General features: G+C 55.7%; 13 protein-coding genes. 9 read left to right on the forward strand and 4 right to left on the reverse strand.

Annotation, left to right across the window (positions count from 1 at the left end; translation table 11 throughout):
- Window positions 1–242: 242 nt before the first annotated feature.
- The 7 genes from PT279_RS04150 to pgl all read left to right on the forward strand — a co-directional run bounded on the left by PT279_RS04150 (window position 243) and on the right by pgl (window position 16,710).
- On the forward strand, window positions 243–1,307 hold the full coding sequence (locus PT279_RS04150; protein WP_277165733.1) for a 2,3-butanediol dehydrogenase: 1,065 nt from the start codon (window positions 243–245) through the stop codon (window positions 1,305–1,307).
- 449 nt (window positions 1,308–1,756) lie between these two features.
- Complete coding sequence (locus tag PT279_RS04155) at window positions 1,757–5,665, forward strand: InlB B-repeat-containing protein (RefSeq protein ID WP_277165736.1); 3,909 nt, start codon at window positions 1,757–1,759, stop codon at window positions 5,663–5,665.
- A gap of 217 nt (window positions 5,666–5,882) precedes the next feature.
- The gene (locus PT279_RS04160) at window positions 5,883–10,553 is read left to right on the forward strand and encodes a leucine-rich repeat domain-containing protein (protein WP_277165738.1); all 4,671 of its coding nucleotides are present in this window, start codon (window positions 5,883–5,885) and stop codon (window positions 10,551–10,553) included.
- A gap of 229 nt (window positions 10,554–10,782) precedes the next feature.
- A complete protein-coding gene (locus tag PT279_RS04165; protein ID WP_277165740.1) occupies window positions 10,783–12,858 on the forward strand; it encodes a leucine-rich repeat domain-containing protein in 2,076 nt (691 codons plus the stop codon).
- A 242-nt stretch (window positions 12,859–13,100) separates the two neighbouring features.
- Window positions 13,101–14,639, forward strand: coding sequence for a glucose-6-phosphate dehydrogenase (zwf, locus tag PT279_RS04170; protein WP_277165742.1), 1,539 nt, complete (start codon window positions 13,101–13,103; stop codon window positions 14,637–14,639).
- Window positions 14,636–15,610 (forward strand): glucose-6-phosphate dehydrogenase assembly protein OpcA, encoded by a 975-nt coding sequence (locus tag PT279_RS04175; RefSeq protein ID WP_277165744.1) that lies wholly within the window; start codon window positions 14,636–14,638, stop codon window positions 15,608–15,610. The genes zwf and PT279_RS04175 overlap by 4 nt, the downstream gene beginning before the upstream one ends.
- Before the next feature lie 281 nt (window positions 15,611–15,891).
- Window positions 15,892–16,710 carry a 6-phosphogluconolactonase gene (gene pgl, locus PT279_RS04180; RefSeq protein ID WP_277165954.1) on the forward strand — a complete coding sequence of 273 codons (819 nt, stop codon included), beginning with the start codon at window positions 15,892–15,894 and terminating at the stop codon, window positions 16,708–16,710.
- A gap of 220 nt (window positions 16,711–16,930) precedes the next feature.
- On the opposite strand, the gene gndA is transcribed toward pgl, so the two are convergent.
- A complete protein-coding gene (gene gndA, locus PT279_RS04185) occupies window positions 16,931–18,391 on the reverse strand; it encodes an NADP-dependent phosphogluconate dehydrogenase (protein WP_277165746.1) in 1,461 nt (486 codons plus the stop codon).
- Between the two features lie 232 nt (window positions 18,392–18,623).
- On the reverse strand, window positions 18,624–19,496 hold the full coding sequence (locus PT279_RS04190) for a tyrosine-protein phosphatase (protein ID WP_277165748.1): 873 nt from the start codon (window positions 19,494–19,496) through the stop codon (window positions 18,624–18,626).
- A gap of 437 nt (window positions 19,497–19,933) precedes the next feature.
- On the opposite strand from PT279_RS04190, the gene PT279_RS04195 reads away from it, so the two are divergent.
- Window positions 19,934–20,776 carry an alpha/beta hydrolase gene (locus tag PT279_RS04195; RefSeq protein WP_277165749.1) on the forward strand — a complete coding sequence of 281 codons (843 nt, stop codon included), beginning with the start codon at window positions 19,934–19,936 and terminating at the stop codon, window positions 20,774–20,776.
- 75 nt (window positions 20,777–20,851) lie between these two features.
- Here the strand turns inward: PT279_RS04195 and PT279_RS04200 are convergent, their stop codons facing one another.
- The gene (locus PT279_RS04200; RefSeq protein ID WP_277165751.1) at window positions 20,852–22,198 is read right to left on the reverse strand and encodes an ABC transporter substrate-binding protein; all 1,347 of its coding nucleotides are present in this window, start codon (window positions 22,196–22,198) and stop codon (window positions 20,852–20,854) included.
- A gap of 518 nt (window positions 22,199–22,716) precedes the next feature.
- On the reverse strand, window positions 22,717–24,060 hold the full coding sequence (locus tag PT279_RS04205; protein ID WP_277165753.1) for an ABC transporter substrate-binding protein: 1,344 nt from the start codon (window positions 24,058–24,060) through the stop codon (window positions 22,717–22,719).
- A 265-nt stretch (window positions 24,061–24,325) separates the two neighbouring features.
- On the opposite strand from PT279_RS04205, the gene PT279_RS04210 reads away from it, so the two are divergent.
- Complete coding sequence (locus tag PT279_RS04210) at window positions 24,326–25,345, forward strand: LacI family DNA-binding transcriptional regulator (RefSeq protein ID WP_277165755.1); 1,020 nt, start codon at window positions 24,326–24,328, stop codon at window positions 25,343–25,345.
- Window positions 25,346–25,574: the final 229 nt, after the last annotated feature.

Here is a 25,574-nt window from a genome sequence, read left to right on the forward strand (position 1 = left end):
GGCAACGCAAAAGGCCAAGAAACAAGACGGAATTTGAGAATGTTCCGTATCCTTTGTTTCCCGGCCTTTTCTTGTCTGTTAGATGCCCTTTTCACTTATCCAAACTTCCGAATCATGCTCTCAATCGTTATATCAAATATTTGTTAACGCTAACAATTTATTGTCTATACTAAATAACATTTTTTCTATAATAAATATTGTGACGAAGGCAACAAAGCCTTCGTAAAGAAAAGGAATAGACAATGAAAGCTGTTCGTATTTACGGTCAGAACGATGTGCGCGTCGAAGATGTCGCCATTGCCGATCCGAAGCCGGATCAGGTGCAAATCAAAGTAAAGGACTGCGGCATCTGCGGTTCGGATCTCCACGCCTATTCAGTGGCCTGGGGCCTGCCCACGCAGCCGCACCCGCTGACCGGCAAAACCGTCCCGATCACGCTGGGCCATGAATTCTCCGGCGAGGTCGTCAAGGTCGGCAGCGCGGTCACCGATTTCAAGGTCGGCGACGGCATCGCGGTCGAGCCGCTGATCGCCTGCGGCAAATGCGCCAACTGCCGCTCCGGCAACTACAACTTCTGCGACAAGGTTGTGGCCGAAGACGGCGCCGGCAACTTCCTCGGCTTCTCCGACGACGGTGGCATGGCGGAATACGCCAACATCGACGACGTTTTCGCGCATCACCTTCCCGAAGGCTTGGATTACGAGCTGGGCGCGATTTGCGAGCCGACCTCCGTCTCCTTCGAAGGCATCAAGCGCTCCGGCTTGCGCGTCGGCCAGACCGTCGCAGTGTTGGGTGCAGGCCCGATCGGCCTGACCACCGCGATTCTGGCCCGCATTGCCGGCGCACCCCGCGTCTACATCTCCGACGTCTCCGAGGTCCGCTTGGACAAGGCCCGTGAGCTCGGATTCACTGATGTGCTCAACCCGACCAAGGAAGACGTCAACGCGATCATCCGCAAGGATTGCCCCGACGGGGTGGATGTGTCCTTCGAGTGCGGCGGCGTGCAGGCCACGTTCGACACCGCCTTGCAGGTCACCCGCCGCAACGGCACCGTCCAACTCGTCGCCCTCGGCAAGCCGCTGAACGTCAACTTCACCGACGACGTCATCATGCAGGGCTTCACCATCACCACGACGCTCGCCTACGAGAACTGCTTCGACACGGTGCTCGACATCATCGCCGCCAACAAGGACCAGTTCAAGCCGCTCATCACCAAGAAGCTCGGCCTTGACGACGCCATCGAAGGCATCAAGGCCCTCGCTACCGACAAGAGCCAGGTCAAGGTGATGATCGACCCGGAGCTCTAAAGTTTCATCCGTTGGCTTGGTTTTCGGGCCTTGCGCGGCAAGCCGCCTGTCCGCCCAGCCAACTTTCAAAACGCCTTCGGCACCAGCACAACCGCAATCTCTTGCAGCACAGATTCGGGACGCTGGTGCCGGAGGCGTTTTTGCATTCGGTCACATTCGCCGACAATAGAGATGAATAATATTTTCAACTTCTATGTTAAAAATGTATTAAAATTACATCATTTTACAATCTCAAAAAAAGCCATAAACACATTCTCTGACACATTTTGTAACTACATTAAGATATTATTAATTACATTATGCTATTTTCGCGGCGATGTAGCGCGAATTTGCATCAGTCGAACAGAGAGAACGACGTGAGGAAAGCTATGAGCACAAGGAAACAAGCATTTCGTCAAAAGGTCCGTAAAGCAATCGTTGCAAGCGTAGCCGCGCTCACAGGTATGGCCATGCTGATACCAACCGCTTCGGCACAGACGGTACAATTCGGCACAGGTCAACCTCCCGGAGCAAGCCAGACAAGCGCAGCACAGGCCCCTCCGCAAAACTCGGCACAGCAGCCATCAACCGCTTCATCGCAGCATTCGGCACCTACAACAACTCAGAGTCACCAGCAAACCACGGATAACCAACCTCTGCCCAGCCAAAAAGACAACCAGACACCTGCAGCACAGCCCGCTCCAGCAGGCCAGCCCGCACCATCCCCTGCGACAACGCAGACCCCTGCCGCCTCCGACCCCCACACAACGCCAGCCCAGCCGCACCCGGCACAACCCTCCATACCTCAGGCGGCAACGCAGCCATCCCTGCAAGCCGACACAGCGCCTCTCGCCCAGCCAGCTTCGCAAAAAAACACAGACAACTGCACCGTAGACGAAAGCACCATAGCCCAATGCTTCCCGGACAACGACCTAGCGAAAATCGTCGCAAAAGCAGGGCACGCTACCGTCAACACCATCTTCAGCCAAGCAATAATCAACAGCATCACGGTGATCTCTAGCAGCTATGACAGCTATAACCGTATCTGGAATCTTTCGGGAATTGAACACCTTGTTAATCTCACCGACTTAACACTTAACCATTCTTTCAACGATTTCCAATCCGTCAGCCTCCAGCCCCTCGCAGGCCTCACCAACCTCACCCGTCTAAGCCTCAATCAAGATCGCATCAGTGACATCCAGCCCCTCGCAGGCCTCACCAACCTCACCACGCTCCATCTCAGCTTCAACTCCGGACTCAGCGACCTGACCCCTCTCACCGGCCTTACCAACCTCACCAACCTCACCCTCGACGATGATTCCATCGGTGACATCCAGCCCCTTGCCAAACTCACCAAATTGGACACACTGTCCCTCGCGCACCCCAGCTATAGCACTTCCACGAAAATCAAAGATACAACACCCCTCGCAGGCCTCACCAACCTCACCACGCTTTACCTCGAAGGGAATCCCGGTATCAGCATCAAGCCCCTCGCAGGCCTCATCAACCTCACCGTGCTGAATCTCAAATACGACCGCATCAGCGATATCACGCCCATTACTAAGCTTACCAAGCTTACCAATCTCAACCTATATTACAATGGATACAAGAATCTCACACCCATTTCCAATCTCAAGCGTCTTACCGATCTTGATCTTGGACAACGCTCGATCGATTATTATTGGCAGAAGGACGACTTTGTCATACTCGCCAATTTCACGAAACTGACCAAACTCAGTCTCCATTACAGTAACCTCACCGACATCAAACCACTTGCCAGCCTCACCAACCTCACCAGCCTCGACCTCTACGGCAATCGCATCACCGACATCAAACCACTTGCCAGCCTCACCAACCTCACCGACCTCAACCTCAACAGCAATCGCATCACCGACATCAAACCACTTGCCAGCCTCACCAACCTCACCAACCTCGACCTTGGTAACAACAGCATCACCGACATCTCCCCGCTCAAAAAGCTAGCCAACTCCGTGATACGCGTTTATAACCAACGCAGCTATCTGGACGACCCCACCCCTTGGCCAGCAACCATTAAAACCGCCATAGATGAAAATGGGGCATATATCAAGCCTTCTCTTACCCCGAGCTCAGGCACCTATGATCCTTCGACCGGTATTGCAATGTGGACAGAAGATACCGTAGCCTATAATTTCGAAGTGCAATTCACCTATAAAACTAAGAATATAGATTTCAATGGCACCATCACACGATCTCGCCCAGCACCCACCCCGAAAACCTACACCATCACCTTCGTCACAGGCGACGGTGCCACTTCAATCGCCCCCATTACCGTCAACAATGGTGACAGCCTCAACGACAGCAAAGTCACACCGCCCACGCGTGAAGGTTACACGTTCATTGGGTGGGAATACGACAACGACGATGGACAGCGAATCGGCTACAACACGCAGCTCCCTATCACCAGAGATCTGACTCTCTACGCCAAGTGGAAAATCATCACCCACAAAATCACCTTCGAAACCGGCGAAGGCAGCTTCGTTTCCCCCATCACCGTGGACGACGGCGACAACCTCACTGACAAAGTCACGCCTCCTACGCGTGAGCACTACGTATTTGAGGGCTGGCAGACCAAGTCCGGAGAGGCCTACACCGACTACGACCTCAACACCCCGGTCACCGACGACCTCACCCTCTACGCCAAGTGGAAAATCATCACCCACAAAATCACCTTCGAAACCGGCGAAGGCAGCTTCGTTTCCCCCATCACCGTGGACGACGGCGACAACCTCACCGACAAAGTCACGCCACCGACCCATGACCACCACACGTTCCTGGGCTGGCAAACAAAGTCCGGCCAGGCCTACACCGACTACGACCTCAACACCCCCGTCACCGACGACCTCACCCTCTACGCCAAATGGAAAATGATCACCCATATGGTTTCCTTCGACGCCAACGGCGGCAGCACCATCGAACCCATGACCGTCAACGACGGCGACAACCTCACCGACAAAGTCACGCCTCCTACGCGTGAACACTACGTATTTAAGGGCTGGCAAACAAAGTCCGGAGAGGCCTACACCGACTACGACCTCAACACCCCCATCACCGACGACCTCACCCTCTACGCCAAATGGAAAATCATCACCCATAAAATCACCTTTGAAACCGGCGAAGGCAGCTTCGTTCCCCCCGTCGCAGTGGACGAAGGCGACAACCTCACCGACAAGTTCATACCTCCTACGCGTGAGCACTACGTATTTAAGGGCTGGCAAACCAAGTCTGGCCAGGCCTACACCGACTACGACTCCAACACCCCCGTCACTGAAGATCTCACCCTCTACGCCAAATGGAGCCAGATTACTCACACGGTTTCCTTCGACGCCAACGGTGGCACCACGGTTCTTCCCGTCACCGTGAGCGACGGCGACAACCTCAGCGGCAAGGTCACACCGCCTACCCGCGAGGGCTACACCTTCAAGGGATGGCAGATCTGGCAGGACGGCAAGTGGATCGACTACCAGCTCGAGACTGCCGTGACCCGCAATCTCACATTGCAGGCGAAATGGGAGCAGAACACGGTTCCCGGCACACCCGACCAGCCCGGCACACCCGATAAACCTGGTAACCCAGGTACCCCCGGCGACCCCAGCACACCCGGCGACCCCAGCACTCCCAATATCCCCAGCAACCCCGGCATACCAGGTACGCCGGGCATACCCGCGACCCCATCCATGCCCGGTTCGGGAACCAACCTAGGAGGCACCACTCCGGGCGGCAACACAGGAGCGCCGACCAGCCCAATCGCACCCGTCGGCAACAGCCCTGTCGCCACAAGCCGGCCTAGCCTCGCTGCCACACCCGTTCTCACTGGCGAGACGTCCAGCCCAAGCAACCGCAATGGCAACACCAACAGGCCCTCCGATACGGACAGTCACAAGAGCACCACCGGCCACACAGCCAACAGGCCCTCCAGCCCGACCGGCGAGCAGAATGGCGACACCACCGCCACACCTGCACCGCAGAGCCAGACCGACGGCGATGCCTCACCCGACACGGCCCGGAAGCCTCGACCGCGCCCGAAGTGCATGCCCGACGACGTGGCCCGCAGGCTTGGTGCCAAAGCCAAAGCCAGCCACAAGGCCGACTGGCTCGCCTCGGACGGCACCGGCCAAGGCGAGAACACGGGCCGGAAGGACTCCGACTACATCGGCCTGCCCAAGTGCTCCACCGCCCAATCCGACGCCAGCCCCGCCAAGAGCGCCCGCACCGGTTTCAAGCTCTGGTGGATCATCCCCCTGGCTGCCATCGTGCTTGCAGCGGCAATCGGCTACCTGATCAAGCGCCACAGCACTGCCCAACGAGGCGTTGAAACCTCACACTGGCAAGGAGAATAAACCCTAAAACAAGGACAATCAAAAAGTCTGATTCTGGCTTGTGGCGCGGATTATCAGACCACAGGCCAGAATCGCACCGCACATCAATTGCACATGACCATACAAATAACAAAATATGTATTATTGTATTTAGTTAAAAGTAATTAAATGTGAAACAGATTTGAATGGCGAATTGTTTACATCTGTCAGCTCATCAGAAGAATAGAGAGAAGAACCAATGAAGAAAACAACTGGCCCACACGGCCTTCGTAAAGCACTCGTCACCGGTTGCGCGGCAATCATCAGCATGGCGATGCTTGCCCCCACGGCCTCCGCGGCCGGCCAACCGGGCATATTCGACTCCAGCAAGGCTTCGGAGCAAACCGCGAGCGCCTCCGCAACACTGCCGTCGGAGCAATCGGTATCATCGCCGTCAACCCAATCGCCGTCTTCTCCCGCACCGGCAACGAAGCCGGCCCCAACCGAAAAAACTGCCTCTCCAACGGATACAACGCTGAAACCAGAGAGCTCGCCGACTGCTTCGAAACCGGCGCAAAGTGAGCAAACGACACCATTGTCAGCATCGCAGCAATCCGCCCAGTCAACACCACAAGAGCAAAGCAACTCTCAGCAAACCCCTGCGCCTACGACCCCGTCACCTTCCGGCAATTGCACCGTCGGACAAAGCACCATCGCGCAATGCTTCCCCGACCAGAACCTTGCCAAGGCCGTTGCCGAACAGGAAAAGGCCAAGACCACGTCCACTTTCACCCAGCAGATGATCGACCAGACCACCAAGCTCGATCTGGGCAATAAATCGATAAGCTCAATCGAAGGCCTGCAGCTGTTCACCAAACTTGGCGACGGCAGTGAACCTACGAAATCAGTCGGTCCGCAGGATAGCTTCTATCCGGGCGACACTACAATCGACCTGAGCAACAACAAACTTACGGACATCAACGCCCTTTCGACGATGACCAATCTCAGGCAACTCAATGTCAATAACAACAAGATTTCCGACATCAGCCCACTGGCAAACATCAAAACGCTGGAGTATGCAGATCTCGGCCATAACCAGATTCACGACATCACCCCGCTCAAGGATCATACGAACCTCCGGCAGCTTTTTCTAGACCGCAACCAAATCACCGACTACGACGAACAAGCCAACCCTTCGGCACCCGTCAATGGCCTTGATCCCCTCGCGAGCCTGAGCGGCTTGGAGGAACTCAGCCTCAGCGGCAATAAGCTGCACGGACAGCTCATTCACCAAGACGGAAGCCCGATAGCAACCAGTACCCTGGCTCCGCTCGCAAAATGCGAGCATCTCGTACTGCTCGACTTAAGTTCCAACCAAATACAGAATCTCGGCGGATATGACCCCTACAATCCCGGTAACGGCTATCTGGACATCAATCCGTTCTTCCATTTGCGTAATCTCAGCAACCTGAACCTCAGCGACAACCCCATCCGAGACATCACCCAGCTGCAGCCGCTGCATAACCTCGGCTACTTGAATCTCAACGGGGCACAGCTTCAAGACGAAACCGGCGGCTGGAACCATTCGGCTGGCCTCAGCAACCTTGCCGGCCTTTCGTCCCTCGCCATTCTCGGTATCGCCTTCAACCACATTTCCGATCTCTCCCCACTCACGAGAATCGCTGGCAACAACCGTCTTGTAGAGTTGAATATCTCCGGGACCCAGGTGTCCGACCTCACCCCGCTGAAGGATTTCACCAACCTAAGCAACCTTTACATCGGCAGGGGTTCAGATGAAACGCTTCAAACCGTCCGCCAACAACTTGGCTACGATCAATTCGACCCTTTTCAACGCCATATATGCAAAAGCGTCTACATCGACGGAGTCACCCATACCGAATATGACGATCAAGGCAGACCAGTCAATACTTGGACCTGGGGCTCCGACAACGCACAAATCAGCGACATCACACCGCTGAGCCATCTCAATCTGCGGTTCCTCTGCCTTAACGACACCTCTGCAAGTGACCTGTCCGCGCTCAAGAACATGACCAATCTCAGCACACTTGACATCAGCAGCAACCACCAAAACGGCAATAACGTCAATGGCCATTTCACTGACCTCTCGCCACTGGCCAAGCTTGACAACCTTGATCGACTGGATTTGGAGGGCAACAAGGTCACCAGCATCGCACCGCTGGCCAGATTGCGGCAACTGCGATATATCAATGCGTCATACAATCTTCTCACCGAGTTGCCGTCACTAACGAATATGTCACAACTGACGACACTCTATGCCAATAACAACCACATCCGCTCGGTAGAACCGATCGAGGATGGCCGGATCGCAAATCTTAGCCTCAGCAATAATGAACTCACCGATCTCACACCACTGAAAGCTGCCGGCACAGAAACTCTATATCTTGACAATAATCACATCAGCGACCTCAGCCCACTTGGAGGGCATTCGGTTGGACGATGGATTCTTTCCCTGTCAAACAATCAAATCAAGACGCTCTCCGGCCTAGGGCCAATTAACGCAACCTATATGTCCCTCGACAACAACGCCATCAGCGACCTGGGTAATCTGAAAGGCAGCACGTTCTACGACCTTGACTTGCTGCACAACAAGGTCAGCGACCTCACCGGACTCGAAGGCACACAGATCAATCAGCTGGAACTGCAAGACAACCAGATTAAGGACACCACACCCCTCACCCATGTGCAAGGACTCAGCAGCCTGTCGCTTGGCGGGAATGCAATCAGTGACATCAGTCCAATCGCAAGACTGACCAATCTGAATCACATCAATCTGGACAACCAGACCGTATCATTACCAGACGCTGGCACGACATCATCGATAACGATGGAATCGGCCAAAGGACTTGACGGAAACCATCTTGAACCCACGTCGCTTACACCAGAGAACGGCTCGTACGACAGCACTTTGGGAACAGTGAAATGGAACTCAATCGATGGCGTCACCAATGTCGGCCTCACATTCCAAACGCAAGTGGCAATCGGAAAAGCCAACGCAACGTTCTCCGGAACCATCTCGCAAAAGATCACCGGCGTCGCCAATACCACACCGACTCCTGCCTCCCATACCATCACCTTCGATCCTAAAGGCGGCAGCGCTGTGAGTAATGAAACCGTCAGTGACGGCGGTACCGCGATGGAGCCGAACAAGCCCACACGCGATGGATACCGCTTCGGCCATTGGCAAATCAAGAAAGATGGAATCTTCACCGACTATGACTTCAAAACCCCGGTGAAGGCCGACATCACGCTATACGCCACATGGATTCGCGTCCATACCGTAACGTTCGTTACCGGCGACGACGACACGATACCTGCCCAGACTGTCGACGAAGGCTCCCCCGTGACAGCCCCCACGGTACCCAATCGCACCGGTTACCAGTTCGTCGGATGGCAAATCAAGCAAGACGGGACGTTGACCGACTACGATCTCAACACACCCGTGACAGCCGATATCACCCTGAATGCCAAGTGGGAGAAACTGCCAGGCTGCATAATCGGAAAGACCAGCATCACCTCCTGCTTCCCCGACAAGACTCTTGCAGACGCAGTCGCCTATGCCCAAGCCGACCATCCCGGCGTCAACACGACTTTCACCCAAGCAATGATCGATAACACCACACAACTTAGCCATAGCGATGACGGGACCGGCAGATACGCCATCAAGGACCTCACAGGTTTGCAACGGCTCACGAAACTGACGAGCCTGGACCTTAGCAACAATCAAATCAGTGATTTGTCGCCGCTGTCCGGATTGACGAATCTCCGCTCGCTGAACCTCTCGCACAACCGCATCAGCGATATCTCCCCACTTGCCGGACTTGGCGGCGGAAAGACTGCCGTAAGAGCGCTTGCAGACCAGACAACGACTTTGCCTAGGACTCGGTCGCTGGCCTCGTCGCCGTCTGCGCTCATCGGCTCCCAAGGCGATGAGCCGGCCACACTGCGCGACCTCAATCTGGCCGGCAACAGCATCACCGACACGTCCGCACTTTCGGGCCTGACCTCGCTGACCGACTTGAATATCTCCGGCAATCAGATCGACAATGTCGCCCCGCTCAGCGATTTGCAAAATCTAACCGACCTGAATATCGCCGATAACAAGGTCGCCGACATCAGCCCCTTGTCCGGTCTGAAAAAACTCACCTCGCTCAACCTCGACAACAACCAGGTCGGGGACGTCAAACCGCTCGCCGACCTGGTCGGGCTGACCGACTTGAGTCTTGACGGCAACCACATCAGCGACACTGCTCCGTTGACCGGACTGAGTGGCCTCACCACGTTCAATCTAAAGGACCAGAACTCGAGCATCACGGTGGAGTCCCTTTCGCCGGCGACCATCGAGCTTCCCGAGATGAACCGGGTCGACTCCGCCGAAGCGACCTGTGCGCCCAGCGGCTGCTCGGCCTCCGTCATCGCTCCGCAAAGCCTCAGCGGCTACAGCGTAAAAGTAAGCTACCCGGAGGGCACGAAGGAAGGGACACTCAACTTCAGCGAAACCGGTGCGTTGGGAAGGGCAAGCGGCATCGTCAGCGGCGTCATCACGCTGAAGCTCTCGGCGCCGGAATCCGGTTCCGGATCCTCTTCCGCTCCTGCGCAACCAGGCACGACACATCCCGGTCAGCAGCCACAGCAGCCCAGCCAACAACCGACTCAGAAGCCGACGCAGGGACCCGCCCCAGCCCAAAAGCACACCGGCCGCATCCCCTCGCCGCAAGCCCACGGGCGTACTGGCCAAAGGATCTCCTCCACAGGAGCTGCGATAGCTGCTGTAGCCGTGCTGGCTTTACTGCTGCTTGCCGCAGGCCTGACGATTGTCATCGTGCGACGGCTTTCATCTTCATCGCAAAAGAATGAAGCCAATCAGCAATCGAATGGCCAGCTCAGTTGAAATCAGATAGCAAGGGACGGAAACGGCAATCAGGATACGGCGAAATAATCGCCATCCTCTTTACCGTTTCCCATTTTTCTATTGGCCTGCGACGCGCCATCTTCCGTTTGGCGCAAATCCATACTTCAAGATGCAAAATTTCACTCTAAAGCAAAGTCAATCAACATTTGTTATTACTGTAACGTGATAGTAATCATTTATTTGAAATCATAAATTAGGGATCCAAACCATGAGCAATCCAACAAGCAACATTTCAAAACTGTCCCATGCCGTCAGGCAAGTCTGCACCATCGGCGTTGCGGCATTGGTCGGCATCGCAACGCTGACACCGCTTTCGGCCGAAGCGGACGAAACCACGCAGGGCTGTGTGACCGGGCAAAGCACCATCGCCCAATGCTTCCCCGACAAAAGCCTGGCAGAAGCCGTCGCAAGATCCGCCAGCGCCACGACAGGCACCAATATCGCCACCAATTCGACATTCACCCAAAAAGTCATCGACAGCACCACCATCGTCAACGACGGCGGCTACGACCACCCATCATCGCCCACAGCAAGCCTTGACGGTCTTCAATACCTCACCAACCTCGGTCAGCTGAACCTGCCCGGCAACAACATCACCGACATCAGCCAGCTGACCGGACTCACCAAGTTGTCGGTCGTCGACCTGAGCAACAACCAGATCGAGGACATCACCCCGCTGCGCAACCACCAAGAGCTGACCAGCCTGAACCTGGGCCGGAACGCGATCACCGACGTCAGCGCACTGGCAGGACTCGCCAAGCTCAATGAACTTGAAATCAACAACAATCAGATCACCGCGTTTTCCGGCCTCAAAACGCTGCCCGCCATGGAAAGCCTCGACGTCAGCGATAATAAAGCCACCAGCACCAAACCCCTTGCCGGACTCACCAGCCTCACCAACGTCAAACTGAACGGCAACCAGATCGACGACCTTTCGGGACTTGCCGACCTGAAGGCAATCACCACGCTTGAAGCCAACAGCAACAGGATAACCGACACGTCAACGCTCGGAAACCTGACCAATCTGACCTACCTCGACCTCAGCGGCAACAGCATCAAAGACCTTTCCGGGCTCGGCAGGCTTTCGGCACTTAACGAGCTTCAACTGCAAGACAATCAGATTTCCGTCGTGACCCCGCTGGAAGGACTTACCAATCTCACCGGCCTCGATCTCGACACCAACGCGATCTCATCGACGGACGGATTGCAGAAGATGACCAAGCTGACGAATCTGAACCTTGCCGGTAACAAGATTTCCGACATTTCCGCGCTGTCCGGACTCACCGACCTTACCTACCTCGATCTGGGAGACATCAGCCAAGGCAATCTTGTCAGCAACCTCAAACCGTTGAGCCAGCTCAAAAAGCTCGACTCACTGAACGCCGCGCACAATCGCATCGCCGATCTTTCGGGCATTGAAGGGCTTACTGGCCTCACCTACCTGGATCTCAGCAGCAACATGATCGTTGACACCAGGCCGCTGTCCAAATTGCCGAACCTCTCCACAGGAAGCCTGGAGAACCAATCCAGGAATTTAAGCGAATCGAATTCGGCCGGCACATCATCCGCCAATCCAGCGAGTATCCAAACCGCCGTGGCCCCCGACGGCTCACCGATCAGTCCCACGAATCTGAAGCCCGCGTCGGGCAGCTATAACCCGAAAACCGGCACCGTCACCTGGACGCAACCCACTGCAGGCAATCATGCCAACCTGTCACTGGATTTCTCGGACTACATCCACATTGCCGGAGGCAGCATCCATTTCAGCGGCACCATCACGCGCGATTGCCTCGTCCCGGAAGCGACGTCGCACATCATCACTTTCAACTCCAACGAAGGTAGCGCCGTGGCCAGCCAGACCGTCTCCGACGGCAAGACCGCCACCCAACCCGCCAATCCAAAACGCGACGGCTACACGTTCCTCGGTTGGCAGGTTGCCGTCGAGCCCGGGCAGAACGGCGCTTCAGACAATGCTTCGAACAATAAGACGGAATACGAAGACTACAACTTCAATACGCCGGTGACAGGTGACATCACCCTCTATGCCAACTGGCACAATGACCAGACCGCCTATCCGGCCACGGGATCCGCCCCGCAGCACAAGCCGTCTCTGAGCGACCAAGTTGTTAACATCGCCAAGGGAGCCGTCGACCTTGTCGGCAATGCCGCCACAGCGGTTGTCAACGGCGCAAAAAATACGGCCACGAACGCTGTGAACACCATCGCGAATACGGCAAAGAACGCAGCTCAAAAAATCGGCCATTTCTTCCACCTCGGCAGATGATCAAAGCAACGAAACAAGCTGCTTCGCTTCCTCTAAAACCGTCAGAGCCAACGTTCTGGCGGTTTTGTGGTTCATCACTCGACAAACGCGCTACATTTTTATGGTCATTCATAGCAAAAGCGCAGAGACCGAACTCTACGAATCACACGTTACGACGACGTAACTGTGATTAGCGCGACAAAGGTGACCATGGCACTGGTTTTACGCTGACTGATACAGGACTTGCCACTACACTAGGCGTTATGAGTGAACTTAATACTTGGGTGAACCCTCTGCGCGATCCGCGGGACCTGCGGCTGCCACGCATTGCCGGCCCCTGCAGTCTGGTGATTTTCGGTGTCACCGGCGATCTAGCCAAAAAGAAACTGCAACCGGCCATTTACGATCTGGCCAATCGCGGCCTGTTGCCGCCGAGCTTCGGGCTCATTGGTTTCGGCCGCCGCCCGTGGAGCAACGAGGAATTTGCCAATTTTGTCAAGGAAAACGTGAAGGCCCACTGCCGCACGCCGTTCCGCGAATCGACCTGGGCCAACCTGGCCAAGGGCATGCGTTTCGTGCAAGGCACATTCGACGATAAAGCGGCCTTCGAGCGTCTGAGCCAGACGGTCAAGGAACTCGACCGCGACCGCGGCACACGCGGCAACCACGCGTTCTACATGTCCGTGCCACCGAGCGCCTTCCCCATCGTCTCCAAGCAACTCGCCGATTCCGGTCTGGCGAAGTCGAACGACGATGCCTGGCGCCGCGTCATCATCGAGAAGCCGTTCGGCCATGATCTCGAAAGCGCGAAGGAACTCGACCGCGTCGTCTCCGAAGTCTTCGACCCGAGTTCGGTCTTCCGCATCGACCACTACCTCGGCAAGGAAACCGTGCAGAACATGCTGGCGTTGCGTTTCGCCAACTCCATGTTCGAGCCAATCTGGAACTCCAACTACGTCGACCACGTGCAGATCACGATGGCCGAGGACATCGGCATCGGTGGCCGCGCCGGCTACTATGACGGCATCGGCGCTGCACGCGACGTAATACAAAATCATTTGCTGCAGCTGATGGCCTTGACCGCGATGGAAGAACCAGTGAGCTTCGCCGCCTCCGACCTCACCGCCGAAAAGACGAAGGTGCTTTCCGCCGTCCGTCTGCCGAAAGACCTCGGCGCTTACACTGCCCGCGGTCAGTACGCGGCCGGTTGGCAAGGCTCAGAGGAAGTCTGCGGCTACCTCGACGAAAAGGGCATCGACAAGTCCAGCACGACCGAGACCTACGCCGCCATCACGCTTGACGTCGATACGCGCCGCTGGGCCGGAGTACCGTTCTATCTACGCACCGGCAAACGCCTAGGCAAGCGCGTCACGGAAATCGCCGTAGTCTTCAAGCGCGCGCCGCACCTGCCCTTCGAGCAGACCGCCGTACGCGAACTCGGCAACAATGCCATCGTCATCCGCGTGCAGCCCAACGAAGGCGTCACCATGCGTTTCGGCGCAAAGGTGCCAGGAGCCACAGCGATGGAGGTCCGCGACGTGTCGATGGACTTCAGCTACGGCCAAAACTTCACCGAAAACTCGCCCGAGGCTTACGAACGGCTGATTTTGGACGTTTTGCTCGGCGACCCGCCGCTCTTCCCGACCACGAAAGAGGTAGATTTGAGCTGGCAGATTCTCGATCCAATCGAGGAATATTGGTCCACACTCGCTCAGCCGCAGCCTTACCGCGCCGGTACTTGGGGACCGAAGGAAGCCGACGAAATGCTTGAGCGCGATGGACGCCATTGGAGGATGCCATGATTATCAAAATGCCCGATACCGAGACCAGCGCCATTGCACGCAAAATCGACGAACTGCATCAAGAGCGCGGCGAGGCCGGCAACGACCGCGTCCTGACGCTGATTATCTCGACGGATGAACAAGAGCTCGAGAACGCCCTGAGAATCGCCAATTCAGCAGGCCGCGAACATCCGTGCCGAGTCATCGCCATCGTGCCGAACAGCAAAGAGCTGCCCTTCTGCGACGTTGACAAAGAGCCGGATTGCTATGTCACCGATTCAGGCGAAAACGAGACCGACCTGGACGCACAGGTTCGATTTGGTGCCGACGCCGGGGCCGGAGAAGTCATCATCCTGCGCCCACGCGGCGGACTTTGCCAGCATATGGACACGTTGGTGATGCCTTTGCTGGTGCCGGATGCACCCGTTGTCACTTGGTGGCCGACCAACCCACCCGAGAACCCGTCCCGCGACCCACTGGGCGCCATGGCCGGAAGCCGCATCACCGACGCACTGCGTTCCAAAGACCCTGACAAGACCTTTGCCAAGCTTCGTGCCAACTGGGAGCCGAAGGACGTCGATTTCTCCTGGACACGCCTGACCACTTGGCGCGCGATGCTCGCGACCACCACCGACCAGCCGCCACACCTGCCGATCGAGTCCGTCAAGGTCAGCGGTCAGCCTGATTATTTGCCAGTGAAACTGTTGGCCGCATGGCTTGCGCTGAAACTTAACGTACCTGTGGAGCTCGGCTATGTCACCGGCGCCGAGGGCATTACCGGCGTCTATCTGAACCGTTCCGATGGTGTGATTTCGTTGGAACGCCCGGATTCGCGCGAAGCCGTAATCAGCCAACCCGGTCAGACACCACAACGCGTGTCCATGCCGTTGCGTTCGCTCGAGGACTGCCTGAGCGAGGAACTGCGTCGCATCGACCCGGACGAGGTCTATGCCGACGTGATCCGCACGGGCTGGGACATGGTGCAAGGCTGAAAACCGGAAAACCGATAATTCCAGACAACCAGAATATTGGAATGCCGCAAATTCATTGATCTGAGTTTGCGGCATTCTGCTCATCCACCCATATCATCGACAATCGGGCTGCTAGCCGATAACTGCGAAAAGCTAAATGTTGCTTTTTTACTTGCGATAAAGATGCTTATAAGTAAAAAGCAACAAATAGAACCGGCGTTCTCCGGGATTTGAATGACTTAGCGCCAATATCCGACTTCCCTCCGATAAACTATGTAGCAGACGACAAACAAGGAGACATGATGGCTGATCGAAAACTCGAAGTATACAAGGACGCGGAAACCGTGGCCCAGGCCGCAGCACAGCGCACGTTGCTCGCCATTCTGGACGGACTGGGCCAGAGAGACGACCGGGACGGAGCAAAACCGCTTCGCAGCCGCTATGACATTGCGCTGACCGGCGGAACCGACATCTTGCGAGCGTTGACCTATATGGCTTCCAACCCGTTGGTCGATGCCATCGATTTCAGCCGCGTCCACTTCTGGTGGGGCGACGACCGATTTGTGGCCGCGACCGATAAGGACCACAGCTCGTATCAAGCACGCAAACGCTTCCTCGACAAGTTGGTAGCTGACGGACGCTTGCCGGAAAATAACATCCATGAGATGGCTGCAGATGCACGCACCCTCGAACAGGTCGCCGCAGCCAGCGATGCGGAAAACGACGAACTCCTTGCAAAAGCCACCGCCGATTACGAAGCCGAACTCAAACGCGAACTCGGCGATGAGCCGACAATGGATCTGCTGATTCTGGGCATGGGCCCCGATGGCCACTTCGCCTCGCTTTTCCCCAACCATGACGCCATCAGGATAACCGATTCGTCGCATCTGGTCGTTGGAGAATCGCACTCTCCCAAGATGCCGCCGCTGCGCATCTCTATGACCGCACCAATGCTCGCCCGCACCCACTGCACCTGGATGCTCACCTGCGGGGCCGGCAAGGCCGATGCCACAGCCCACGTCTTCGCCCGTCCGAACAACCCGGCCTACCCCGCAAGCTTCGCCGCCGGAACCGAGGAGTTTGCTTGGTTTACTACATCTGATGCGGTGACGAAGTTGTAAAAACAACATCAAAAACATTGGATGATGAAAAAAACAACGCGTCAATGACGAAAATTATATCGTAATTATTGATTGCAATACATCATGAAATGAGTTTACCTTCGATACGATTTGTGCCTCCGCTCCCCAAAAGGAGCGGAGGCACAAACATTAGCGGCCAACTAAACCAATCAACTGATTAATCAGCCAGCCAAGCCGATCAAAAAGTCCGAGTCCGCAATCAGTCGGACATCTTCTCTTCCGGACGACCGGGCTCGGCCCACAGGGTGTGGAAGGCACCGGGCTCGTCGACGCGGCCATAGGTATGGGCGCCGAAGAGGTCACGCTGGGCCTGGATGAGGCTGGCGGGCAGACGCTTGGAGCGCATGCCGTCGTAGTAAGAAAGCGAGGTCGAGAAGACCGGTGCGGGGATGCCGCAGGTTGCGGCCTTAGCCACCACGCGACGCCAAGCGGCCTGAGCCTTCTCGATGGCGCTCTTGAAGTACGGAGCGAAGAGCAGCGAGACATCAGCTTCGCCGGACTCGAACGCGTCGGAGACGACATTGAGGAACTGGGCGCGAATGATGCAGCCGCCGCGCCAGATGCGCGCAACCGCGGCCAGATCGATCTTCCAGTTGTATTCCTTGGCGCCGTCGTTGATCTCGTTGAAGCCCTGCGCGTAAGCGACGATCTTAGAGGCGTAGAGCGCCTGACGGATGTCTTCGATGAAGGCCTTGCGCTCGTCGTCGTTCGCGAACTCGATCTTGCCGTCGGGGCCGGCCATATTCTGCTTGGCAGCACCTTCACGCAGCTCGACCTGGTCGGAAAGGCCGCGTGCAAACACGCCTTCCGCGATGGCGGTGACGGGGGTGCCGAGTTCGAGGGCGGTCTGAACCGTCCATGTGCCGGTGCCCTTCATACCGGCCTGATCGACGATGATATCGACCAGCGGCTTACCCGTCTTCTTGTCCTTTTCGTGGAGCAGATCGGCGGTAATCTCAATCAAGTAGGAGTTGAGCTCGGTCTTGTCCCAAGCCTCGAACACGTCACCGATCTCATCGGGGGTCATGCCCATGCCACGACGCATGAGGTCGTAGCTTTCGGCGATGAGCTGCATATCGGCGTACTCGATGCCGTTGTGCACCATCTTGACGAAGTGGCCAGCGCCGTTTTCACCGATGTGGGTGACGCAGGGCTCGCCTTCCGCCTTCGCAGCGATGGACTTGAGGATCGGGCCGAGGGTCTTCCAGGACTCATCGGTGCCGCCGGGCATCATGGACGGGCCATTGAGCGCGCCCTCTTCGCCGCCGGAAACGCCGCAGCCGACGAAGTGCAGGCCGCGAGCGCGGATTTCCTTCTCACGACGGATGGTGTCCTTGAAGTAGGAGTTGCCGCCGTCGACAATAATGTCGCCCGGATCCATGGCATCGGCGAGCGCTTCGATCATGGCGTCGGTCGGCGCGCCGGCCTTGACCATGATGATGGCGGTGCGCGGCTTGGTCAGCGAAGCGACGAACTCGTCGATGGTCTTGGCGGGCACGAACTTGCCTTCGCTGCCGTGATCCTTCATGAGCTTTTCGGTGCGCTCATAGTGACGATTGTAAAGCGCCACGGTATTGCCGTGATGTGCGAGGTTCCTCGCGAGGTTGGATCCCATGGCCGCCAGACCGACGACTCCAATATTTGCTGTAGCTTCCGTCATTGTTCGCCTTTCAACTTGACATTCCTTCGGCGGAAAAGGCAACCGATTTATCTTCCCGATTCTCCCTCATTCCGCCTAAGCACTTAGCGTCCGGGACTTCGCTGGAGTCCAAACGCATACCTTCTAAGTCTATATCCACCTGCGCCTTCTTGCGCTCAGAAAACGTGGAATGCCCCACATTGCCGGAATCCACGGTTTGCAAATTCCGGCAACACGACGATAAATCCATTGCCTAGAGCACAAACAGGGCGCGCAAGCCGGCCACTTCGTCAGCGCTCATGCCGTTTTGCAGGCAATATTGCTCGACGCTTCCGTATTCGTCGTTGATGCCGGCGAGCACGCCGCGCATCAGTTCCGGCGGGGAAGCGAGCATGGCCGTCTGCGCAGCGGTAATCTGGCCGACGCCTTTTTCATCGTTGGCCAGGCCTTGCAGTACGGCCTTTTTGAACGCATCGCCAAGATTCGCGCCCGACTGGGCATAGCAGGAAACCACCATGTCGTCGCTCACCCCCAGAAGGCTCATCAGAATGCCCGCGGTGATACCCGTGCGATCCTTGCCGGCGGTGCAGTGAATAAGCATCGGATGACCGTCATCCTGCAACAGCTTGCGCAGAATCAACACGATCTGCTCGGCGGAACCGAAGACGATATCGTGATACATTTCGGCCATATCAATCCCTTTGGCCACTTCTTTCATGCCACCGTGATCGGTCATGGTGGTCTTCAGGAGCGGGACACGGTCGACGTGAATCTCGTCGGGAAGGGTGTACGGCCATTGCCCGACTTCGAGCGGGTCGCGCAGATCCACTACCTCCTTGATATTGAGGCGATGCAGGTCATCGACACCATGAGGTCCCAAGAAATTCAGCCCTGCAGAGCGGAAGAACAGCCCGTCACGCAACTTTCGACCGTCTTGTGTGGGGTAGCCGCCGATACCGCGGGAGTTGGGAACGCCGTCGATTTCGACGCCGGCTCCGTCGCCAACGGGCCGATAGTCGAGGTAATCTTCCCCGGTAATGCCGCTAATGTCCCCTGGCGCATCAGCGCCGGCGTCCCGGGAAACCGAACCGCGCTCGGACCTTGTTTGCGTTTGCGAACTTGTCATAAAATCCTTCTTTCGCCGCTGTTATTGCCTGAATGAGTGCCTTTTTCGCACCTCAATCACTTCTCAGGCGATAATGAGACAAGTCTATCCGCAAACCTTAAATCCTTCTGATAGCCTCCATAATATGGGCCAGAAGGTGAATGTTATAAAATACTAAAACCTACTAAAATAAAGCAGCTACCACGCGATGGCACGCACCATTCCCGCATCTTTCTGCCCGATCCATGTCCTGCGGATAACCCACGAGTTCGGCCGGTTTTACGCCCATCGCGCATGGACCTGTTGCAGACGACTTAACGGAGGTTGTACATGCCGCAAAAACTGCACACCGCAGCTCAAGGTCTGCTCGTAACAGCATAATGATCAATTAGACAGATCATGTTCCAACGATGCGTAACACCGGTTGAACCACAACACCATCAAGAAGGCTGGAAGCAATGCAGTATATCAGCACGACCATCAACGGCATCGACGGGACCAAGGCCGACTTCAGAGTCTATTCCATCGATAACAGCAAGGAAATGGATCCCGCACGCCGGCGACCGACCGTACTCGTCATTCCCGGCGGAGGATATGAATTCACCAGCGAGCGCGAAGCCGAACCCGTTGCGCTGAAAATTCTGGGGGCAGGCTACAATGCCGCAATTCTGCGATATTCCTGCGCTCCGTCCGTTTATCCCACTGCACTGCTTGAAGCGGCAGACGCGATGAAGATGTTGCGGGAAAACGCAGAAGCCTGGCACATCAATCCGGACGCCATCATTGCTGCCGGTTTCTCTGCGGGCGGCCATCTTGCGGGCAACCTCGCGACAAGCGCAGGCGACGAGACGATGCGCGTGCACGGTTATGACCCCGATGCCGTGCGCCCGAACGGGCTGATGCTCGGCTATGCGGTGACCACTTCCGGCGAATACGCGCACCGTGGCAGTTTCGACAAACTGCTCGGCGCTCAGGGCAGGAACGATGTCGGGCTGCTCGAGGAGGTCTCAATCGACAGGCACATCGACGCCAAGACCCCGCCGACCTTCATCTGGCACACCGTTGCGGACGAGAGCGTACCCGCGCAAGGCGCGATGATGACTTTCGCCGCTTGCGTTGAAGCCGGGGTAAACGTCGAAGCGCATTTCTTCCCGACCGGCCACCACGGCCTTTCACTGGCGAGTGCGGAAGCGGCTGCAGCCGGCGATGACCACGGCGTCGACGTCGGCGTGCAGCAATGGATGCCGCTGTTCGTCGAATGGCTGAAGCGCAATTTCGGCGACCCCGCGGCAAGGGCTTGAAATAGGCGGGCGCCGAGGGAAATTCCTGCTGCGCCCACTCGTTTCGGCTAATTTGCTTATATCGATAGGATCAGATCAGCTCTTCGCACCAGCAGCGACCTGATATTCGGTCGCCCATTTGTCGACAAAGGCTGTCTTGACCTTATCCCAGCTTCCGGTGCCTTGAGCATACTCAAGGATGGCGTCGGAGAGGTTGTTCTTCCACTGATCGCTAGGGTTGTAGACGAAGTCCCAAGCCACGTTCTTCTTGCCGGCCTTCGTATAGGCTTCCGAAGATTGCATGATGGGGTTGTCGCTGGCATACTTGCCCGTGAAGGTCTTGAACTGCGTGGTGAAGCCCATCGTCTTCGACCAGGTCTTACGACCCGTGTCCGAAGTGATCAGCCACTTCAGGAAGTCCTTCGTAGCCTTCTGAGCCTTCGGACTCGCCTTCTTGTTGATGCACCAGAAAGTCTCCGAACCGGTAGCCATGCCATGATCGCTCTCACCATCGATACCCGTGTAGATCGGAATCGCGCCGATCTGATCAGCCTTCATACCACCCTGCACCAGATCGGGCCAAGACCACGAACCGTTCTGGAAGAACACCGCCTGCCCGGAAGTGAGATCGTCGGTTGCGTCGTTCATGTTCTTGCCGCTCAATTCGCTGGCAGGAGTCGTGGAATCCTTCAGATACAAATCAGTGATCTGCTTGAGCTGGGGCAGATAGGTGCCTTTGACCGTCGCAGGCTGAGAAGTGATATGGTCTTTCTCGAACTCATAGGCAAGCGGGATGTTCATAAGATGCGTGTTCCAACGCCAAGAGGTAGACGGATCGAAGCCCATCGAGGTGAATGCGCCCTTGACTCCGAGCTTGTCCTTGTTGGCCTGAATCTCATCGGCCACCGTCTTCAGGGACTTGTAGTCCTTGATATCCTTGACGCTCTTGATGCTCGCACCCGGCATATCGAAGTACTTCTTCAAAAGATCCTTGCGATAGATCAGGCCGTAGGTCTCCGTGACCACAGGGACGGAAAGCACCTGGCTGCCGTCTGCGGACTTAAGCGCGGCGGTTTGATCCTTGAGCTGCTTGTAGACTTCGGTGTCGCTCATATTACCGGCGTAATCCTTCCAGCGGTTGAGCATGACAGGGCCCTCAACCATGAACAATGTGGGCGGCGCGCTCTTGGCCAGCTCGGACTTGAGCGTCTGCGCGTAGGTGCCGGAAGCCGCGGTCTGCACTGTGAACGGAACACCGGTCTGCTTGGTGTATTCCTCGCCGAGCTCCTTCATACTGCTAGCGATTTCAGGTTTGTTGTTCAGATAGTAGACACCATCAGCAGCGGCGGTATCACTGCTCTTCGAGCTCGATCCGCAGGCCCCCATACTTGCGCACATAGCCAGCGCAAGCCCGGCAGCCAAAATCGAATAACCCTTTTTCATGCTTTCCTCCTTGAAATACTTTCATAGCGACGGGCCGTCACTATAAAAATGTAATTTCAAGAAAGTGTAAACGCATTCAAAAAAATTGTCAACTAACAATAGAATCCATTGCTATGTATCAAATATGACTTTGTTATTCAATTTTTGCATTTAACCAGATAAATATATTGTCATTAACATAATATTACGAAAACTATTGAAATATCAACGATTTAAAACGGTCTATACCTATCCGATAATCTTCATTTTCCCGACAATCAGGAACGCACTCCTGCGGTATCGAAGATAGGTCAGAAATCAACGATCTAAGACTGAAATCGTTTCCATATAATGCTCTGAATTTTAAGCGAATTTGCTCTCGAACGCTTCAAGAAAACCGACAAACCTTTCCCCCAATTTTATTTCAAGCGCGCAATCCCATGCCCCTTACCTGCCGCACGATCCTCGTTCCTGCAGACAAAAGGCGCCAGCAGATATATGGGTCTGCCGGCGTCTTTGAGAATTATCGGTCAGCTACTTCACTGCTTCGAAGCAGCAGCCTTGTATTCCTTGGCCCAATTGTCGACGAAAGCCGACTTGACCTTGTCCCACGAACCGGTGCCCTGGGAATACTCAAGCAAGGCATTGGACATATCGGTCTTCCACTCCTCGCTGGGAATGTAGACGAAGTCCCAAGCCACGTTCTTCTTGCCGGCCTTCCTATAGGCGTCGGAGGCCTTCATGATCGGGTTGCCGCTGTCGTACTTACCGGTGAAGGTCTTGAACTGCGTGGTGAAGCCCATGGTCTTGGACCAGGTCTTACGACCGGTGTCCGAAGTGATCAGCCACTTCAGGAAGTCCTTCGTAGCCTTCTGAGCCTTCGGACTCGCCTTCTTGTTGACGCTCCAGAAAGTCTCCGAACCCGTGGCCATGCCATGATCGCTCTCACCATCGGCACCAATGTAAATCGGGATCGCACCCACCTGGTCGGCCTTCAGGCCACCCTGCACCAGGTTGGGCCAAGACCACGAACCGTTCTGGAAGAACACCGCATCGCCGGCGGTCAGGTCATCGACGGCGTCATTCATGGTCTTGCCACTCAGCTCGCTGGTGGCTGCCGTGGAATCCTTCAAATACAGATCGGAGATCTGCTTGAGCTGCGGCAGATAGGTGCCCTTGATTGCCTCTGGCTGCTTGGTGATATTGTCCTTCTCGAACTCATAGGCAAGCGGAATGTTGGAAAGGTGGATGTTCCAACGCCAGTTGGTCGAGCTGTCGAAGCCCATGGAAGTGAACGCGCCTTTGACGCCAATCTTGTCCTTGTTGGCCTGAATCTCATCGGCCACCGTCTTCAAGCTCTTGAAATCCTTGATGTCCTTGACGCTCTTGATGCTGGCACCCGGCATATCGAAGTACTTCTGCAGGAGGTCCTTGCGATAGATCAGGCCGTAGGTCTCCGTGACCACAGGCACCGCAAGCACCTGCTTGCCGTCCTGCGAGCGCAGGACCGAGGACTGGTCCTTCAGCTGCTTGTAGATCTCGGTGTCGCTCATCTCTGCGGCATAACCCTTCCATGTATTGAGGACGACCGGTCCTTCAACCTGGAAGAGGGTGGGCGGCGCGCTCTTGGCCAATTCGGACTTCAACGCCTGCTGATAGGTGCCGGAAGCCGCGGTCTGCACCGTAAAGGGAACACCAGTTTCCTTCGTGTACGCCTTTGCCAGATCCTTCATGCTGTTGGCGATTTCGGGCTTGTTGTTCAGATAGTAGACACCGTCGGCAGCCGCGGTATCTTTGCCTTTCGAGCTCGATCCGCAAGCCGCCATACTTGCGCACATAGCCAGCGCAAGCCCTGCGGCCAGAATCGAATAACCCTTTTTCATACTTTCCTCCTTGAAACCCATTTCTTCGCAATGGCTTCTTTACCATTGACGTTCAAAAATTGTAAACGCATTCAAAAAATTTGTCAACTAGCGATACAACCAGCAAGAAAAATCCATTCGGGATTCCACCGATTTTCGTCTTCCTTTTTCGCTTTTCCATTTGGCTATGGCGAAAACAGGAAAGGAAATAAACAATTCGGTAGTTTTAAGAGGATTTTGAGTGTACTCTGATAGATATCTTGCTCATTTATACAATGGAGGTCTGATGCAAACTAATATTGAAGATGTAGCCAAGCTTGCCGGTGTTTCCATTGCAACCGTTTCCAGAACTTTCAAGCACCCCGATCTCGTGGCCGAAAAGACAAAAAACAAAGTCACCGCCGCCGCCAAGGAACTGGATTTCTCAATCTCAAGATCGGCTTCCGTTTTCCAGACCGGGCAGACCTACCGGATAGCCATGCTCAATAACGACCGGTCCTCAACCTGGTTCAATGCGCAGGTCTACGAAGGCCTGAACAGTGTATTCCAACCTGCGGGCTACGATATCGCCTTCTATCAGATTCTCTCAAGCGACGAACGGCATGCATTCTTCGAAAACCTCCCCATCCGTCGCAATGTCGACGCCGTCATCGTCACTTCCTTCGACATCAACCGCGACGAGGCACCTCGACTGCAAAGCATGAAGGTGCCCATCACCGGCATCAACGCGATACCCGAAGACGCGTTTTCCGCCTCGATTTCCGTCGATGACCTCGGGGCGATGCAGCTCATCACAAAGCATCTGATTTCGATAGGCCATAGGGATATTGTGTTCATCACCTTCCCCTTCTTCCCCAAAGTTTCGGGAATGCTGCGTTTCAGCGCGATGCTTCGACAGGAAGGGTTCAAAAACGCATGCAAGGAAGCCGGAATCAACCCGGTGGTCATCGACATCCCCAACGACGAGCATATTGTCGACAGCGCTTTGGCAAAACTGTTTGCGCTTGATCACATGCCTACGGCCATATGCTGCCAACAGGATTCTCTTGCAGTACCGCTGATGGCACGCTTACGCCAGTTCGGCTATCGGGTCCCTGAAGATATCTCCATCGTGGGATTCGACGACATCGATTATGCTTCCCAGGTCGGTCTGACCACCGTGCATCAGAATCCCAAGGAAATGGGAGCCACCATCGCGAAATCCACCCTTCAGCTTCTCAACGGCGAAAAAACCTCAATCAAACACGAAACGTTGGACCCGCAAATCATGTTCCGCGGCTCCACCGCTCCACCGCGCAAGGAGTAGCGGAAAGGCGTCTGGAAACCCGGCATGAACGTACGTATTCATCGGAATTACGAATCATAAATGTCGGCGTGCTCCTGTTCTGTATCAGATTCTCAATTTTTGGACCATCGTCCAGGTTTCCGCGCATCTACCCCAAAACAAAAATGTGGGTAGGATTCGTGCCATAAGGCAAAAATCCTACCCACTGAACCAGCATTTCGTTAGCAGCAGCGGGAATGATCCGAAATCA

The sequence above is a fragment of the Bifidobacterium sp. ESL0784 genome (assembly GCF_029433295.1).
Taxonomy (GTDB): Bacteria; Actinomycetota; Actinomycetes; order Actinomycetales; family Bifidobacteriaceae; genus Bifidobacterium.